Consider the following 16,366-nt stretch of genomic DNA (forward strand, 5'->3'; position numbering starts at 1 on the left):
ATAACCATATGTGAAAAATGACACTTCTAACGAGATATGGAAATTTGTTGATTCAAGTAAAGAAGCTGTTGATTTTTTTATCATGAATCACAAGGGTCCTAAACCTTTTACTCGAGAAGATCGGAATAGGTTTGTAAAAAAATTAAAGGAAATTTTGTCGAAATTTGCAGGAAATCTTTAATTTATCACGAATACCTCATTAATAACATGGAGTTGTTCTCATGGCAGAGCGTATCGCCGAAGAAAAAATTAATGAAATTCGGCAAGCAGTTGATATTGTCGATGTTATTAGCGATTATGTTCAACTAAAGAAACAAGGACGAAATTATTTCGGTTTGTGTCCTTTCCATGGCGAGAATACACCATCATTTTCCGTATCTTCAGATAAACAGATTTATCGTTGTTTTGGTTGTGGTGCGGGTGGTAATGCATTCTCATTTTTAATGGAGCTTGAAGGTTTCTCTTTTCTAGAAGCTGCACTTAAGCTTGCTGAAAGAGCAAATGTAGAGTTGAATATTCAACCTAGTTCATTTGCAAATGACAATTCAATACCTAATGATTTTCGGTTAATGATGGAAGCTCACGAGCTGTTACGTAAATTCTACCATCATTTACTTGTAAATACAAAAGATGGTCAACACGCTTTAGAATACTTGCTAGATAGAGGCTTTACTTTAAAATCAATTGAGAAATTTCAAATAGGGTACGCGCTGAATTCTTGGGACTTTGTCTATAAGTTTTTGACCAAACGGAACTTTCAGCCGGACTTATTAGAAAAATCAGGTCTAGTGATAAAACGTGAGAGAGACGGAAGCTTTTTTGATCGATTTAGAGATCGAATTATGTTCCCTATTTTTGACCATAAAGGGAATACCATTGCGTTTTCGGGAAGATCGCTTGGGGCTGTCGATAACGAGCCAAAATATTTAAATAGTCCCGAAACAGCAATTTTTAACAAAAGTAAAATTTTATATAATTTTCACTTGGCAAGACCGAGTATGAAGAAATTAAGTCAGCTAATATTATTTGAGGGGTTTGCCGATGTAATTGCAGCTGACAAATCAGGCATTGAAAATGGTGTTGCTACAATGGGAACATCGTTGACTGATGATCACGTTTCTATCATACGTAGAAATGTTGAATCAGTTACAATTTGCTACGATGGAGATAATGCAGGGATTGAAGCTGCATACCGTGCTGCTACAACGCTTGCTAGTTCAGGCTCTAGCGTTAGAGTGGCAATGATTCCAGATCGACTGGACCCGGACGACTATATAAAAAAGTATGGCCCAGAAAAGTTTCAAAATGAGGTTATCGGTGCTAGTGTAACCTTTATGACTTTTAAACTTCAATATTTAAGAAGAGGAAAAGATCTTCAAAATGAAGGAGATCGACTCCAATATATCGAAAATGTTCTAAAGGAAATTAGTTCACTAGAAAAAGTTGTAGAAAGAGATCACTACTTAAGACAATTAGCGAATGAGTTTTCCTTATCGCTAGAGGCTCTTCAACAACAACAAAAACAGATTTACTTTGCCAATAAGCGTAATAATCGAGGGCAAGTAATTAAGCCTATCAAGCCTGTAATGATGCAAAGGCAAGTTGATCAGTTAAGACCAGCATACCATACAGCAGAAAGGCATTTAATTGCACATATGCTTAGAGATGCTGAAACTGCATATAAAGTTCAAGAACTGCTTCAAGGAAATTCCTTTAATATTGATGAACATCAAGCAATCATTACTTACTTATTTGGTTATTATGAGAAAGGAATGGAGGCCAATCCAAGTGATTTTCTAAATTATTTAGAAGATGAAAAATTAAAAAGGATTGTGGCTGATATTGAAATGATGTCTATTAATGAAGAACTATCGATGCAAGAGCTGTCTGATTATATCAAACAGGTGTTGAATTATCGAAAAGTGTTAAAGATAAAGGAAAAAGTACTTGAAGAAAAAGAGGCTGAACGTCAAAAAGATTATGCAAAAGCTGCCGCAATTGCAATGGAGATTCTCCAATTGCGTAAATCGTTATAAATTTAGTTTTGTTCTGCGATTTTTGGAAGGAGGGGTTACATATGGCTGAAAAGTCTGCCCGTTCAAAAGAGGTTGATTCAGAATTAACCCTAGAACAAGTGAAAGACCAATTAACCGAAGTAGGAAAAAAAATCGGGGTATTAGCCTATGATGATATTGCTGAAAAGCTCTCTAATTTTGAATTAGATTCTGATCAAATGGATGAGTTTTATGAGTTCTTAGGTGACCAAGGAGTAGAGTTAGTCGGAGATAATGAAGACGCTGATCCTGGTATTCAAGAACTAGCAAAGGGTGAGGAAGAGTTTGACTTAAACGACTTAAGTGTTCCTCCTGGTGTTAAAATTAATGACCCTGTCCGCATGTATTTAAAGGAGATTGGTCGTGTAGATTTATTAACGGCTGAAGAAGAAATTAAGTTAGCAAATAGGATTGAGGAAGGCGACGAGGAAGCAAAAAGACGCCTTGCTGAAGCCAACTTACGTTTAGTAGTAAGTATCGCTAAGAGATATGTTGGCCGTGGAATGCTTTTCTTAGATTTAATTCAAGAAGGAAACATGGGTCTAATTAAAGCTGTTGAGAAATTCGACTACCGTAAAGGATTCAAATTTAGTACGTACGCAACATGGTGGATTCGTCAAGCCATTACACGTGCTATTGCTGACCAAGCGAGAACGATCCGTATTCCCGTTCATATGGTTGAGACAATTAATAAACTAATCCGTGTACAACGTCAATTACTTCAAGATTTAGGGCGCGAACCATCACCTGAAGAAATTGCTGAGGATATGGATTTAACCCCTGATAAAGTCAGAGAAATCTTAAAAATCGCTCAAGAGCCTGTTTCATTAGAAACACCAATTGGAGAAGAAGATGACTCGCATTTAGGTGACTTTATTGAAGACCAGGATGCAACTTCTCCATCTGAGCATGCAGCTTATGAGTTACTAAAAGAACAGTTAGAAGATGTTTTAGATACACTTACAGACCGTGAAGAAAATGTCCTAAGACTTCGTTTCGGACTTGATGATGGACGTACACGTACATTAGAAGAAGTTGGTAAAGTATTCGGTGTAACTCGTGAGCGTATCCGTCAGATCGAAGCTAAAGCATTACGTAAGCTAAGACATCCTAGCCGAAGCAAGCGATTAAAAGACTTCCTAGAATAGAATCTTTCAAGTAATTGGCCAATCTTTCAACAATTTAAATAATTAAATATTGCCAGAAAATAGTTTACTTCTTACAATTGAGGTAAACTATTTTTATTTTGGATAAATTTACTGATTTTGTAAGACTAGGAAGGAACGTCAAAACATGAATGAAGCACGTAAAAAAATTATTGTAAATGAGATTCTTTATTGGAAGAAGAGTCGAATGCTTCCAGAACATTATTGTGATTATTTACTAGCACTGTATACAGAGGGAAATCAACCGCAAGAAATTAGAAATGAAAAAGGAAATGCGAGGAAATCCTGGCATGTATTAAATTATTTTCTCTTGATGTTAATTCCAGCATCGGTATTTTTAATTTATTTTACTGAATTGTCTATTATTTTGCAAATGGCTCTTTTATCTATTTTAATTTTATCTGGGTTAGTGGCAGCAATTTATTTTTCTAGAAAAGGAAATATGTATCAGCTTTCCCTGATAGTGTCTGCACTAATATTACTTTTTTCAACGGTTGAATTAACGACAAAAGCTTTCCCTGATCAAATTGGTTTCCTATACGGGGCTTTAATTTTAAACTGTTTACTATGGTTGTTTAGCGGGCGGAAATTAAGGTTACTATATTTCACCATTTCTGGATACTTAGGTCTAATCTTATTAATTATCTCTATATTCATATAATAAAATTTTTTTCGAGATTTTTAAATGTTGAGAAAATTTATACTTCCCTTATATAATAGTATTGAAAGCGTATTCAATATAGGCGTCAAGGGGGATATAAAATGAACTTCGAATTAACAAGTGAACAGCAAATGATATTACGCACGATTCGTGAATTTGCCAACGAGGAAGTAGCACCAGGTGCAATGGAAAGAGATAAGACAAAAGAATTTCCAAAAGAGATTTTTAAAAAACTTGCTGACTTAGGCATGATGGGATTACCGTTCCCAGAGCAATACGGTGGTGCGGGAGCAGATACGATTAGTTTTGCTATCGTAACTGAAGAGTTAAGTAGAGCATGTGCATCAACAGGTATTACGTATTCAGCTCATATCTCATTAGGTGGGGCTCCACTTTACTTATTTGGAACAGAAGAACAAAAACAAAAATATTTAGTTCCTATCTGTACTGGTGAATCATTTGGAGCGTTCGGATTAACCGAACCAAATGCTGGATCAGATGCAGGTGGTACACAAACAACTGCTGTGAAAAAAGACGACGAATACATTATTAATGGTAATAAATGTTATATTACAAATGCTAGCTATGCAAAGCATTTAGCACTAACAGCAATAACTGGGGAAACCAACGGGAAAAAAGAGATTAGTGCTATTATTGTTCCTACTGATGCAGAAGGGTTCACAGTTATTGATAACTATGAAAAAATGGGCTTAAATGCTTCTAATACTACTGAACTTGTACTTGAAGACGTGCGCGTTCCGACTGAGCACTTGCTCGGTAAAGAAGGGGAAGGTTTTAAACAATTCCTTATTACACTTGATGGAGGAAGAATTGGTATCGGTGCAATGGCTGTAGGTATAGCACAAGCTGCATATGAGAAGGCTTTACAATATGCGAAAGAAAGAAAACAATTCGGTCAGTCTCTATCAAAATTCCAAGCTATTCAATTCAAATTAGCTGATATGGCTATGAAAATTGAATTAGCTAGAAACATGGTTTATAAGGCTGCTTGGTTAAAGGATCAAGGGAAAGCATTCAGTAAAGAAGCTGCAATGTGTAAATTATATGCTTCAGAAATCTGTATGGAAGTTGCGGATCAGGCTGTTCAAATTCACGGTGGATACGGCTACATGAAGGAATATGAAGTAGAGCGTTATATGCGTGATGGAAAGTTAACAGAGATCGGTGAAGGTACATCTGAAGTACAAAGAATGGTTATTGCACGTCAGATTGGATGCTAATTTGTGTAGTACTATTATTTTAGGTATTATGAGAAGAGCTGAACGCTGTGTCAGCTCTTTTCATTTGTTAAAAAGCTGCGTTTTTGTCGAAAAAACGATATATTGGAAAATTCGATGATATATCCATTAAATTCGATGATATATCCATTAAATTCGATGATATATCCATTAAAATCGGTGATATATAAAAGAATTCGATGATATATACACTATTATCGATGATAAAAGAAAATTCTCTAATCTTTTCCTTGCAGAATCTCAGTTATTTTTCAGTCTGAATACCTTTTCATTCTAGAAAAACTAAAATTATACAACAAATCATTCTAAACATCACTATTTAGCCAAAAAATTTGTCTATTTTACGAACTTAATGTGACAAAGTTTACTTTAGGGCTTTTCCTTCTTCTTATTTTCAAGTAAAATAGATTTTGTTTGTACTCTATCATTAATGGAAATGTTCTTACATAAGGGAGGTAAAAGCATGAATCGTAATCCGATCATTCCATTCATTCTAATTATGGTTTTCGGTGTAACTGCAATGTTTCTTGTTTCTTTTAAAGGTTTAGGTGACATGAAAGACCTTGCTGCTGAAAAAGAAGGCGGAGAAAAAACTGAAGAAGTGGCTTCAAACCCTGAAGACATTTATCAGCAAAGCTGTATTGGATGTCATGGAGCAGATTACTCAGGTGGAGTTGGTCCAGCATTAAAAGGTGTTGGTGACAAATTATCAGCTGAGGAAATCGAAAATATCCTTGTAAACGGTCAAGGATCTATGCCACCAGGATTAGTAAAACCAGAAAATGCACCTGCTATGGCAGAGTGGCTAGCTGAAATTAAATAAATAGAAGTCCTTTGCATATGCAAAGGACTTTTTTTATACTAAAGGATATAAAGTCTTAATACATAGGTGTGGTGTTGATATGAATAGTGAGAAATTATCAAATAGATTAGCAACGGTAGTAAAGTATATACCAAAAGGATTTAAAATTGCAGATATTGGTTCTGACCATGCTTATTTACCTTGTCACGTTGTGGCACAGGGGTTAGTTCCCTTTGCCATTGCTGGCGAAGTAGTAGAAGGACCATTTCAATCAGCCAAAAAACAAGTAGCATTAGAAGGGCTTACGGAGAAAATTTCAGTAAGAATGGGAAGTGGGTTAGAAGTCATTTCACCTAATGAAGTTGATTGTATTACGATTGCCGGCATGGGAGGAGCTTTAATTGCTTCTATTTTGGACGAAGGTAAAGACAAGCTGGGTTCAGTCCAAAGGTTAATTCTACAACCAAATTTAAGTGCTAAATCAATCCGTACATGGTTAATCGACCATCATTGGGAGTTAGTTGGTGAAGAGATTCTAGAGGAAGACGATAAGATATATGAAGTATTAATCGCGGAGAAAGGTGACCCTTTGGCCCCTTATTCTAATGAAACTTTAGAATCTGACTTGTTATTTGGACCGTTCCTTAAAAAACAGAAATCTGAAACTTTTACGAAAAAGTGGCTTAATGAAAAGAAAAATTGGGAGCGTATACTCCAGCAAATAGAAACAGCATCAAATCAAGGTGAAAATAATCCGAAACGTGAGGAACTACTAAACAAAATAAAAATGGTAGAGGAGGTCTTAAATTGAAAAAAGTAAACGGACATGAAATAATTCAGCTTTTTGAACAATATTCCCCAAAAGGATATGCAATGGAAGGGGATAAAATCGGGTTACAAATTGGCCGACTAAATAAACCAGTTGAAAATGTCATGGTTGTTTTAGATTTACTTGAAGAAGTGGTGGAAGAAGCAATCGCTAAAAATGTTCAGTTAATTATCGCTCACCATCCCATTATCTATCGACCGCTTCAAAAAATAGCCACTGATACTCCAGCTGGAAGAATTATAGAAAAACTTTTAAAACACGATATAACAGTCTATGCTGCTCATACAAACCTAGATGTTGCTAAGGGTGGGGTTAATGACCTTTTAGCAGAAGCATTAGAGTTAACGGACGTAGAGGTATTAGTGCCTACATATAGTGAAAACTTGAAGAAACTTGTCGTTTTTGTTCCTGAGGAAGCGAGCAATCAAGTCAGAGACGCATTAGGAAACGCGGGCGCGGGAGCAATTGGAAACTATAGTCACTGCTCTTTCTCCTCATCTGGTACAGGACAATTTCTACCAGGGGAAAATACAAACCCTCATATTGGTGTTCAAGGTCAGTTAGAAACTGTTGCTGAAGTACGAATTGAAACGATTTTTCCAGAGCACTTAGAGAAAAAAGTGTTGTCCGCCATGTTTAAATCACACCCATACGAGGAAGTAGCCTACGATATATATTCTCTTGATAATAAAGGGGAATCCCTTGGTTTAGGTAGAATAGGAAAAATTAAGGAAATGACGTTAAAAGAATTTGCAGACCATGTGAAAAAGTCTCTTGATGTTAAAGGTGTCCGTGTCGTTGGAGACTTAAGTTCTAAGGTGAAAAAAGTAGCTGTACTTGGTGGAGATGGCAATAAATATTTTAGCTCTGCGAAGTTTAGAGGTGCCGATGTATATGTAACGGGGGACCTTTATTATCATGTAGCACATGATGCGATGATGATGGGGCTAAATATGGTTGACCCTGGCCATAACGTTGAAAAAGTGATGAAACAAGGTGTTAGTACAGTTTTAACAAAAATGTGTCAGGATAAGGGGTATGATGTGAAGGTATTTCCTTCAGAAATCAATACCGATCCATTTCAATTTTTATAAGTTAAAAAAACCGAATTCCACATGCGGAATTCGGTTTTTTCACTTCTCTTTCCTATTGTTTAACTCGAGGTAAAATTTTATTTAATGGAACTTTCTTCTCTGTCACCCAAGTAGCTGGATTTGTTGGGTCAAATTGCTCGATGAAAGAAATCACTTCTTTAGTGATTGGTGTTGGTGTTGAAGCCCCAGAAGTGACTGCTACAGTTTGGGCATCTTTTATCCAATCAATATTCAGTTCAGAAAGATCACCAATTCGATAAGCTGTCGTGTGAGCTATTTCCTCTGAGACTTGTGCGAGCCTGTTAGAATTATTACTTTTAGGATCTCCAACTACAATTAATACATCCGCTTGACCCGCTTGTTCAGCCACAGCCTCTTGTCTTACTTGAGTAGCTAGGCAAATCTCTTTATGGAATTCAGCATGAGGATACTTATCTTTGATGTTTTCCATTAGATGTCCGACATCCCATTGACTCATTGTCGTTTGGTTTGTCACAAGGATTTTATCAGCTTGGATATTTAAATCTTTAATGTCAGTATCTGTTTCAACTAGATGGACAATATTTGGAGCGACACCTAATGCACCTTCTGGCTCTGGATGTCCTTTTTTACCAATGTAGATGACTTGGTAACCCTCTGTTTCCTTTTCGCGAATCAAATCATGTGTTTTCGTAACGTCCGGACAAGTCGCATCAATGGTAACAAGTCCTTTTTTCATAGCGATTTCTCTAACTTCTGGAGAAACACCATGGGCTGTAAAAATAACTGTTCCTTTGTCCACTTTTTCTAAGATTTCTTTGCGATTTTTACCGTCTAAAGTGATAATACCTTCTTCTTCAAATGCGTCAGTAACATGTTGATTATGAACAATCATTCCTAAAATATATATAGGTCTAGGTAATGTCTTATCTAAAGCAGCGTTTCTTGCTATAACCATTGCATCGACAACGCCATAACAGTAGCCACGTGGTGAAATTTTAATTACTTTCATATTTATATCCTCCTAAAAGCAAAATGCTTTAGCTCTATATAATTATATATAACTTAGTGTATTTCATAAAGTATCTTATAAATACAGAATGATGTCTAATAAAAACAAAAAAGAATGCTTTTGCATTCTTTTTAGATTGTACTTTATTTTGTTAAACATATAATTTCGGAACAGATTGACCTCGTGTATTTCCTGACTTTACTAGCTTTGTTTCTTCAACCGACTCTATATTATTATTCTGAGTTGTGGGTCTTTTTTTCTTAGCTGGTCTTTTTGTTTTTGCTTCAGCTTCTGTGGCTTCCGTTTCTACATCGTTTGTTTCATCTGCATCAGGAAGATCTTTTAATCCTCTATACAACTTCCACATTGCTGGAATGTTTTTTACGATTGGTCCATATTGCTGTACCATTGGACCGATTTGTTGTGCTGTATTTAATACCTTTTGTGTGTTTGTTAAAAATCCGTTTAAAGCAGTAGGGTTCGTCAATGCTTGCATGATACCACCGCCTCCTGAAGAAGCGGCACCAGCTGATCGACTGGCGGCTCCTAGGATGCTTCCAGAGCGTCCTGCTGACCCTAAGGCTGATTGTGCGCCGGTTGAGTTACCTTTACCTAATAGTTTAGCTAATAAGCCACCACCGGCTTTCCCTTGAGGTCCTCTAGGCATTCCACCCATCATCGGTCCCATTCCGCCTCTACCCATCATAGGGCCATAAGAAGGTGGTCTCATCATGGAATTCATCATTTGAGGTGGAAATCCACCTCGCATTGGAAATCTTGGTGCCATTTTGTTTGCCTCCTTTCAAAATAATCTCTTATATTAACCTATGCACTTAAAAGAATTTGGTTTAGTTCTTTTGCGGAGGACAACTTAATTTGTTAAAAATAAGGAAAAAAGCTAAAAATAATAATATGAAATACCAACTGAGTGGCGCTTTACTAAAATCTTTATTATAATTACATGATGGATATTCGGGCGGTGTTTAATAGTGGCTGTTTATACGAGGTAATTAACCTCTAAAAATGTCCGGAAAAAATCAGACAGCCTAACCAAAATAGAAGGAGTAAACATATGACGGAAACTAAATTTGATGTATATGATTTCAAACCATTCATAATAAAAGCAATTAAAGAAATTGGTTTTTATGAACCTACGGAAATTCAAGAAAGATTAATCCCTACCGTTTTAAAAGGGGATAGTGCGATTGGACAATCTCAAACGGGTACAGGAAAAACACATTCTTACATACTACCTATCCTTGAAAAAATCAATCCAAACAAGCAAGAGGTACAAGCTGTCATTACTGCACCAACACGTGAATTAGCTAGTCAAATCTACCAAGAGATATTGAAGATTACGAAGCATGCTTCAGAAGGTGAAGAAATCACAGCTCGTAATTTTATCGGAGGAACAGACAAACAAAGAGCGATTGAGAAACTAAAGACTCAGCCTCATATTGTTGTCGGTACTCCAGGAAGATTAAATGATTTAGTAAAAGAACAAGCTCTATTTGTGCACACAGCAAAAATGCTCGTTGTAGATGAAGCAGATTTAATGTTAGATATGGGCTTTATTGAAGATGTAGATCAAATGGGGGCTAAGATGCCTGGTGACTTACAAATGTTAGTTTTCTCAGCAACCATTCCTGAAAAACTAAAGCCTTTCCTGAAGAAGTATATGGAAAATCCGAAATATATTCATATTGAACCGAAGCAATTAACCGCAGCGAAGATTCAACATTATCTTATTCCTTCGAGACACAGGGATAAAAAAGCAGTCGTATTTGAAGCATTGAATGCTTTTAATCCTTACCTAGCCATCGTGTTTACAAATACAAAGAAAATGGCCGAGGAAGTAGCTGGGGCACTGTCGCATAGAGGATTAAAGGTTGCACGTATCCATGGAGATTTAAGTCCGCGCGAACGTAAAAAAATGATGAAGCAAATTAAGGATTTAGAGTTCCAATATATCGTTGCTACAGACCTTGCAGCACGAGGAATTGATATTCAAGGAATTAGCCATGTTATTAACTATGAATTACCATCAGACTTGGATTTCTATGTTCACCGTGTGGGACGTACAGCTCGTGCAGGATTCTCGGGTATAGCCTTAACCATTTATGAAACTAGTGATGAAGATGCACTAAACAAGCTAGAGAAGTTAGGAATTGAGTTTAAGAATGTCGACTTGAAAAAAGGGGAAGTAATCGAGCTTGAAGATCGAAATAAGCGTAAAAAACGTCAACGTCAAGTCGATGAAGCCGCTCTAGCTGCTCAAGCAATCGTAAAGAAGCCGAAGAAAGTTAAACCTGGCTATAAAAAGAAAATGAAATATGAGATAGATAAAGTTAAAAAGCGTCAAAATCGAATAAAAAAACGAGATAAATAAAGGGAGTTAGGGGAGAGAAAAAGATGTTAAAGATTGGATCTCACGTTTCAATGAGTGGAAAAAAAATGCTTCTAGCTGCTAGTGAAGAAGCTGTCTCATATGGTGCAAACACATTCATGATTTATACAGGAGCTCCACAAAACACGAGACGAAAAAAAATTGAAGACTTAAACATTGAAGCTGGTCTTAAGCATATGAAAGAAAATGGCATTGACGAAATTATTGTACATGCCCCATATATTATAAACATTGGAAACACAACAAACCCTGATACATTTGATTTAGGAGTTCGTTTTTTAACTACTGAAATTGAAAGAACAGAAGCTCTCGGCGCTTCACAGATCGTCCTTCACCCTGGTGCTCATGTAGGGGCAGGAGTAGACGAAGGCATTAAGAAGATTATTGAGGGTCTAAATGAAGTTCTAACAGGTAATGAAAAAGTACAAATTGCTCTAGAAACAATGGCTGGTAAGGGATCAGAGTGCGGAAGCTCCTTTGAAGAACTAGCAAGAATTATTGATGGTGTCTCTCATAATGATCGAATTTCTATCTGTTTTGATACATGTCATACTCATGATGCAGGTTATAACATCGTTGAAGATTTTGATGGGGTACTAGATCAATTTGATAAAATTATCGGACTAGACCGTTTAAAAGTCTTACACATTAATGATAGTAAAAATGAAAAAGGAATGCGTAAGGACCGACATGAAAACATTGGGTTTGGTCACATCGGCTTTGAAGCTTTAAATTATATCGTTCACCATCCTCAACTAACAGCAGTGCCTAAAATTTTAGAAACACCATTTGTAGGTGAAGATAAAAACGATAAAAAGCCACCATACTTCCATGAAATCCAAATGCTAAGAAATAAAGAGTTTAACGAAAATGTATTAAACCTAATCGCTTCAATCTAAAATTAAGAAGAACAAGTCGATAAACTTGTTCTTCTTTTATATGTGTATATACATATTCGGATAGCTCTCTAAGTACTATTTAGTAAATTGAGTAAATATTTTATTCACTTCTTTTGCTGTATTAGGTCCAGCTATTTTAGCAATTTCTTTTATAATTTTTGCACGGTCACTGTCATTAAAAATATTCACTTGTTTCCCTCTTAAGTAATTAGCAATTTGCTTCGCATGATCTCTACTTATAGACACTTGAAATTGCTTTGCGTATTTAAGTAGTTCTTCTGCTGTTATTGTGTTGATTTTATGATTGATGATGTTTTCAAAGATTTTCAATTTTCATCACTCCCTCGTAGTAGCCTATGAGGTACTTTTGGAATATGTGACAACAAATAAATATAAAAATAAAACCGTTAGCTCTTATAGATTAAAACCAACCAACTTTACAACATTAAGAAGTTGAGTTATACTACATTCTGTTAAATCGGAATGATTCTTAATTTTTAAGGTGATAATAATGCATTCACAAAATATAATCGATATAAAAAATTTATCTTATCGATATGATAAGGAGCTTGTCCTTGAGAATGTCAACCTATCGATTCCAGAGGGTGCATTTTTAGGACTAGTTGGTCCAAATGGTTCTGGTAAATCCACAATTATAAAGTTAATTCTAGGTTTATTAAAGGCACAAATGGGAGAAATAAAACTATTTGGTCAGGATAGCAATCGTTTTAAAGACTGGCATCGGATAGGGTTTGTTTCACAAAAGGCTAATTCCTTTAATACTGGTTTCCCTGCAACGGTTTATGAAGTAGTAGCAAGTGGATTGACCCAAAAACTAGGTCTATTTAAAATGATGAAAAAACACCATCATCAAAAGGTTCAAGAGGTTCTTGAATCAGTTGGCCTTTCCTCGTTCGCTACTCGTAATATTGGAGAGTTATCTGGAGGGCAGCAGCAGAGGGTGTTTATTGCAAGAGCACTTGTTAGTGATCCCAAATTGCTTATTTTAGATGAGCCAACCGTTGGGGTTGATGCACAGAATGTACAATCTTTTTATGAAATGCTCGATCAGCTAAACAAAAAGGATGGAATCACATTACTTTTAGTTACACACGATATTGGAACCATAACAGACAAAGTAACCCATGTTGCCTGTCTAAATAAATGCCTTCATTTTCACGGGCTTACTCAAGAATTTGAGCAACTTAAAAACAATGATTTATCTCAATTTTACGGTCATGATGTTCACGTTCTGACACATAACCATGATCATCACCATTGTCATGGAGGAACACATCAATGATACAAGGTATATTACAATATGAATTTTTACAAAATGCCTTTCTAACTGGTGTAATTATTGGGATTATTGCCCCTTTACTAGGAGTTTTTATTGTTGTACGCCGATTATCTCTAATCGCAGATGCCCTTAGTCATGTAACATTGGCAGGAATAGCGGCAAGCCTTTTTATTGAAAAAAAACTCATGCTATTTCCAGGGTTGAACCCTATGTATTTGGGAATGGGATTCTCTGTAACAGGAGCATTATTGATTGAAAGGCTTAGAAGTGTTTATAAGCATTATCAAGAGCTTGCCATACCTATTATTTTGTCTAGCGGAATTGGATTAGGTGTAATCTTCATTTCTTTAGCGGATGGTTTTAATACTGATTTATTTAGTTATTTATTTGGAAGTGTTAGTGCTGTCAGTCGAACGGATTTATATATTATTATTTTGATAAGTATTGTTGTTATTTCGCTAATTATCCTTTTATATAAGGAATTATTTGTATTATCTTTTGATGAAGAACATGCAAAAGCGGCAGGTATTCCCTCTAAAAGAATTCACTTCATTTTTATCATCATGGTGGCTTTAGTCATTGCTGCCTCCATGAGGGTAGTGGGAATTTTATTAGTTTCTTCGTTGATGACGTTACCTGTAGCGGCCAGTATCAGAATTGCAAATGGTTTTAAACAAACGATTTTTTTCTCTGTTTTATTTGGTGAAATTGCTGTTCTAGGTGGACTCACGCTCTCCTATTACTTAGACCTTGCACCTGGTGGAACCATTGTAATGATTTCTGTCTTAATTTTAATTATAGCTATTTTATTTAAACAACTTTATTCGCGGTTTTCTGTTCCTAAAAGTTTATAATGATTTTAAGGTAAGGTTTTAATTGAGGTGAAATTGGATGAATGTAGGTCAAGCATTGGAGTTAATGAAAGAAAAAGGATTCAAATATACAGGGAAAAGGGAAGAAATGCTACAGCTTTTCTCTATTCAAAATAAATATTTAACGGCAAAAGATGTATTAGATGCCATGAAGAATGATTATCCAGGACTTAGCTTTGATACAATCTATCGCAATCTTTCGTTATTTGTGGAGCTCGGTATTCTTGAAATGACAGAATTGTCAGGGGAAAAGCATTTCCGTTTTACATGCTCACATAAACACCACCATCATCATTTTATTTGTTTAGATTGTGGAAAAACAAAAGAAATTGAAACTTGTCCAATGAATAATCTGAAAGAAAATTTAAATGGTTATGATATATCGGGTCATAAGTTTGAAATATATGGGCGCTGCCCTGAATGTGTGTAATAGATGAAAAAAAAGACGACTTTATACAGTCGTCTTTTTTCGTTTATGTAGTTGACTTCAGCCAATCATCTACCCATTTCTTTGCTTCTAGCCAATGGGTTACTCGTATCACGCCGCTCGGAATAGGGTCTTGGTTATACGGTGTATCAAAAAGTATGACCGGAATTCCACATTCCTCGTGAATAGAGACTGCATTATCATGCTTGTCCTCAAAAAAGATATCCACTTGACATGCTTTTGCTGTTTCAACCTTTTCATGAGTTCCAATAAGTTCAATATGATGGTAACCGAGTTCATTTCTTTGAAACCATTTCTTTGTGACATCTAATAAATAAGATCCCCTTGCACTTATAAAATAAAGCTCATGCTCCTTTTGCCATTCTAGTAGGATATTTTTCGCTCCATCAGCAAGAGGAGACTCGGCATAAATCAGGGGCTCACTTTCTAGAAACCATTTGGCAAACTCTTCCTCAGAAACATCCACTAAAGGCATTAAATCATACTGCTTTATATCAGCAAGGGTAATATCTAAATTAAACGATCGATTTAAGTAAGGAACGATGGTGGCTGGACAAGTGACTGTACCATCAATATCAATGCCAAATCTTTTTTTCATTATGGTTCTCCTCACAGTAGTTGTTCTTATTATTTTATCAAAATTATCGGGTGTACTAAAGGACTTTTGCGTTTTTATTAGATAAGAACTTATCGTGGCTAACCGAAGGGCGCTTTCGTTTTTCTTATGACAACTAAGACAAAGATTAACAATTATAAAAGAACCATTATATCAAATAATATAAATGCTCCACCAAAGAAAGCGAGGGATTCGAATATGGCAGATCAACGTAGCAATAACGATGATAGCAATCTTCGTAGTAGCGAGCAATTTGGTCAGAATACAAAAGACAACCAAACGGGAACTGCAAATTATTCTAGTACAACCTCAGCTGATATTGCAGCACCTGGTATCTATTCTGAAGAAGCATCTTCAAAATCAACTGCACCAAGAAGTGCTGATTCCAGTAAAACAAGTTTTTCAGAAGAAACTTCAACTGAATTAACATCACCATCAAGAACACATTATAGTGGTGCAAGTTATTTTGAGAATTCAGCTTCAACTCAGAAGTCTCAAAATAATTATAATGAGGAAACTTCAAACGAGTTAACTCAGAATAATTATACTGATCAAACTTATACAGGAATGTCTGTGCCGATAAATTCTAAGAATAAAAACAATAAAAATTATTCTGAGGAAACGGCAGCGGAGATTGCTGCACCTGTGTCATACGATAGAGGGATAGCAAATAGACGTAAAACAGAAGGTCAAACAAATGATGGCAGAGGTATGGCAGCAGCAGGTACAGGAGTAGGATTTGCTGCGATCATCCTTTCTATTTTATCTTTATTTGTTTTACCAGTATTATTTGGTGCAGCAGGGATTGTACTAGGTTTCATTGCTTTACGTAGAGGTTCAACAGGTCTTGGTAGCTGGGCGATTGGTATTGGAGCAGTTTCAATTATCATCGGTATATTTATATTACCGTTCTTTTAATGAAGATGTAGATATAAAAAAGGCTTGGCGAACGCCAAGCCTTTCCTGTA

At 35.9% G+C, this 16,366-nt stretch carries 17 protein-coding genes; 13 read left to right on the plus strand and 4 right to left on the minus strand.

Annotation, left to right across the window (positions count from 1 at the left end):
• The first annotated feature begins 221 nt into the window (after positions 1-221).
• The 7 genes from dnaG (at position 222) to SM124_RS04255 (ending at position 7,865) form a co-directional block, all read left to right on the plus strand.
• Positions 222-2,036 carry a DNA primase gene (gene dnaG, locus SM124_RS04225; protein WP_322445492.1) on the plus strand — a complete coding sequence of 605 codons (1,815 nt, stop codon included), beginning with the start codon at positions 222-224 and terminating at the stop codon, positions 2,034-2,036.
• Between the two features lie 41 nt (positions 2,037-2,077).
• Positions 2,078-3,202, plus strand: coding sequence for an RNA polymerase sigma factor RpoD (rpoD, locus tag SM124_RS04230; protein WP_322445493.1), 1,125 nt, complete (start codon positions 2,078-2,080; stop codon positions 3,200-3,202).
• Between the two features lie 145 nt (positions 3,203-3,347).
• Positions 3,348-3,881 carry a hypothetical protein gene (locus SM124_RS04235; protein ID WP_322445494.1) on the plus strand — a complete coding sequence of 178 codons (534 nt, stop codon included), beginning with the start codon at positions 3,348-3,350 and terminating at the stop codon, positions 3,879-3,881.
• Between the two features lie 101 nt (positions 3,882-3,982).
• Positions 3,983-5,122, plus strand: a complete 1,140-nt coding sequence (locus SM124_RS04240) for an acyl-CoA dehydrogenase (protein ID WP_322445495.1) — start codon at positions 3,983-3,985, stop codon at positions 5,120-5,122.
• Positions 5,123-5,603: 481 nt separating this feature from the next.
• Complete coding sequence (cccA, locus tag SM124_RS04245; RefSeq protein WP_322445496.1) at positions 5,604-5,963, plus strand: cytochrome c550; 360 nt, start codon at positions 5,604-5,606, stop codon at positions 5,961-5,963.
• 79 nt (positions 5,964-6,042) lie between these two features.
• Positions 6,043-6,753, plus strand: coding sequence for a tRNA (adenine(22)-N(1))-methyltransferase (locus SM124_RS04250; RefSeq protein ID WP_322445497.1), 711 nt, complete (start codon positions 6,043-6,045; stop codon positions 6,751-6,753).
• Positions 6,750-7,865: a Nif3-like dinuclear metal center hexameric protein gene (locus SM124_RS04255; RefSeq protein WP_322445498.1), complete on the plus strand. Its 1,116-nt coding sequence runs from the start codon at positions 6,750-6,752 to the stop codon at positions 7,863-7,865. Before SM124_RS04250 ends, SM124_RS04255 begins: the two co-directional genes overlap by 4 nt.
• A gap of 52 nt (positions 7,866-7,917) precedes the next feature.
• Here the strand turns inward: SM124_RS04255 and SM124_RS04260 are convergent, their stop codons facing one another.
• Complete coding sequence (locus SM124_RS04260) at positions 7,918-8,856, minus strand: 4-hydroxy-3-methylbut-2-enyl diphosphate reductase (protein WP_322445499.1); 939 nt, start codon at positions 8,854-8,856, stop codon at positions 7,918-7,920.
• A 151-nt stretch (positions 8,857-9,007) separates the two neighbouring features.
• Positions 9,008-9,643, minus strand: a complete 636-nt coding sequence (vrrA, locus tag SM124_RS04265) for a VrrA/YqfQ family protein (protein WP_322445046.1) — start codon at positions 9,641-9,643, stop codon at positions 9,008-9,010.
• Between the two features lie 285 nt (positions 9,644-9,928).
• On the opposite strand from vrrA, the gene SM124_RS04270 reads away from it, so the two are divergent.
• Both SM124_RS04270 and SM124_RS04275 read left to right on the plus strand, forming a co-directional pair.
• Positions 9,929-11,245, plus strand: coding sequence for a DEAD/DEAH box helicase (locus SM124_RS04270; RefSeq protein WP_322445047.1), 1,317 nt, complete (start codon positions 9,929-9,931; stop codon positions 11,243-11,245).
• Between the two features lie 23 nt (positions 11,246-11,268).
• Positions 11,269-12,162 (plus strand): deoxyribonuclease IV, encoded by an 894-nt coding sequence (locus tag SM124_RS04275; RefSeq protein ID WP_322445048.1) that lies wholly within the window; start codon positions 11,269-11,271, stop codon positions 12,160-12,162.
• 75 nt (positions 12,163-12,237) lie between these two features.
• Here SM124_RS04275 and SM124_RS04280 read toward each other — a convergent pair whose 3' ends face one another.
• A complete protein-coding gene (locus SM124_RS04280) occupies positions 12,238-12,492 on the minus strand; it encodes a DUF2624 domain-containing protein (protein WP_322445049.1) in 255 nt (84 codons plus the stop codon).
• 181 nt (positions 12,493-12,673) lie between these two features.
• On the opposite strand from SM124_RS04280, the gene SM124_RS04285 reads away from it, so the two are divergent.
• From SM124_RS04285 to zur, 3 genes are read left to right on the plus strand one after another with little or no spacing between them, the layout of a single operon-like run.
• Positions 12,674-13,465: a metal ABC transporter ATP-binding protein gene (locus tag SM124_RS04285; RefSeq protein WP_322445050.1), complete on the plus strand. Its 792-nt coding sequence runs from the start codon at positions 12,674-12,676 to the stop codon at positions 13,463-13,465.
• Positions 13,462-14,316 carry a metal ABC transporter permease gene (locus SM124_RS04290; protein WP_322445051.1) on the plus strand — a complete coding sequence of 285 codons (855 nt, stop codon included), beginning with the start codon at positions 13,462-13,464 and terminating at the stop codon, positions 14,314-14,316. Before SM124_RS04285 ends, SM124_RS04290 begins: the two co-directional genes overlap by 4 nt.
• 37 nt (positions 14,317-14,353) lie before the next feature.
• Complete coding sequence (gene zur, locus SM124_RS04295) at positions 14,354-14,764, plus strand: zinc uptake transcriptional repressor Zur (protein WP_322445052.1); 411 nt, start codon at positions 14,354-14,356, stop codon at positions 14,762-14,764.
• A gap of 43 nt (positions 14,765-14,807) precedes the next feature.
• Here the strand turns inward: zur and SM124_RS04300 are convergent, their stop codons facing one another.
• Positions 14,808-15,380 carry a hypothetical protein gene (locus tag SM124_RS04300; RefSeq protein ID WP_322445053.1) on the minus strand — a complete coding sequence of 191 codons (573 nt, stop codon included), beginning with the start codon at positions 15,378-15,380 and terminating at the stop codon, positions 14,808-14,810.
• A gap of 585 nt (positions 15,381-15,965) precedes the next feature.
• Between SM124_RS04300 and SM124_RS24055 the strand changes: the two genes are divergently transcribed.
• Positions 15,966-16,316, plus strand: coding sequence for a hypothetical protein (locus SM124_RS24055; protein ID WP_407691376.1), 351 nt, complete (start codon positions 15,966-15,968; stop codon positions 16,314-16,316).
• Positions 16,317-16,366 lie beyond the last annotated feature (50 nt).

Source organism: Robertmurraya mangrovi (assembly GCF_034427655.1).
Classification (GTDB): Bacteria; Bacillota; Bacilli; order Bacillales; family Cytobacillaceae; genus Robertmurraya_A; species Robertmurraya_A mangrovi.

Bases quoted from the DNA above. Each gene is read 5' to 3' on its own strand.
- dnaG (WP_322445492.1), top strand. From the start codon at position 222: ATGGCAGAGCGTATCGCCGAAGAAAAAATTAATGAAATTCGGCAAGCA.
- rpoD (WP_322445493.1), top strand. From the start codon at position 2,078: ATGGCTGAAAAGTCTGCCCGTTCAAAAGAGGTTGATTCAGAATTAACC.
- SM124_RS04235 (WP_322445494.1), top strand. From the start codon at position 3,348: ATGAATGAAGCACGTAAAAAAATTATTGTAAATGAGATTCTTTATTGG.
- SM124_RS04240 (WP_322445495.1), top strand. From the start codon at position 3,983: ATGAACTTCGAATTAACAAGTGAACAGCAAATGATATTACGCACGATT.
- cccA (WP_322445496.1), top strand. From the start codon at position 5,604: ATGAATCGTAATCCGATCATTCCATTCATTCTAATTATGGTTTTCGGT.
- SM124_RS04250 (WP_322445497.1), top strand. From the start codon at position 6,043: ATGAATAGTGAGAAATTATCAAATAGATTAGCAACGGTAGTAAAGTAT.
- SM124_RS04260 (WP_322445499.1), bottom strand. From the start codon at position 8,856: ATGAAAGTAATTAAAATTTCACCACGTGGCTACTGTTATGGCGTTGTC.
- vrrA (WP_322445046.1), bottom strand. From the start codon at position 9,643: ATGGCACCAAGATTTCCAATGCGAGGTGGATTTCCACCTCAAATGATG.
- SM124_RS04270 (WP_322445047.1), top strand. From the start codon at position 9,929: ATGACGGAAACTAAATTTGATGTATATGATTTCAAACCATTCATAATA.
- SM124_RS04275 (WP_322445048.1), top strand. From the start codon at position 11,269: ATGTTAAAGATTGGATCTCACGTTTCAATGAGTGGAAAAAAAATGCTT.
- SM124_RS04285 (WP_322445050.1), top strand. From the start codon at position 12,674: ATGCATTCACAAAATATAATCGATATAAAAAATTTATCTTATCGATAT.
- SM124_RS04290 (WP_322445051.1), top strand. From the start codon at position 13,462: ATGATACAAGGTATATTACAATATGAATTTTTACAAAATGCCTTTCTA.
- zur (WP_322445052.1), top strand. From the start codon at position 14,354: ATGAATGTAGGTCAAGCATTGGAGTTAATGAAAGAAAAAGGATTCAAA.
- SM124_RS04300 (WP_322445053.1), bottom strand. From the start codon at position 15,380: ATGAAAAAAAGATTTGGCATTGATATTGATGGTACAGTCACTTGTCCA.
- SM124_RS24055 (WP_407691376.1), top strand. From the start codon at position 15,966: ATGTCTGTGCCGATAAATTCTAAGAATAAAAACAATAAAAATTATTCT.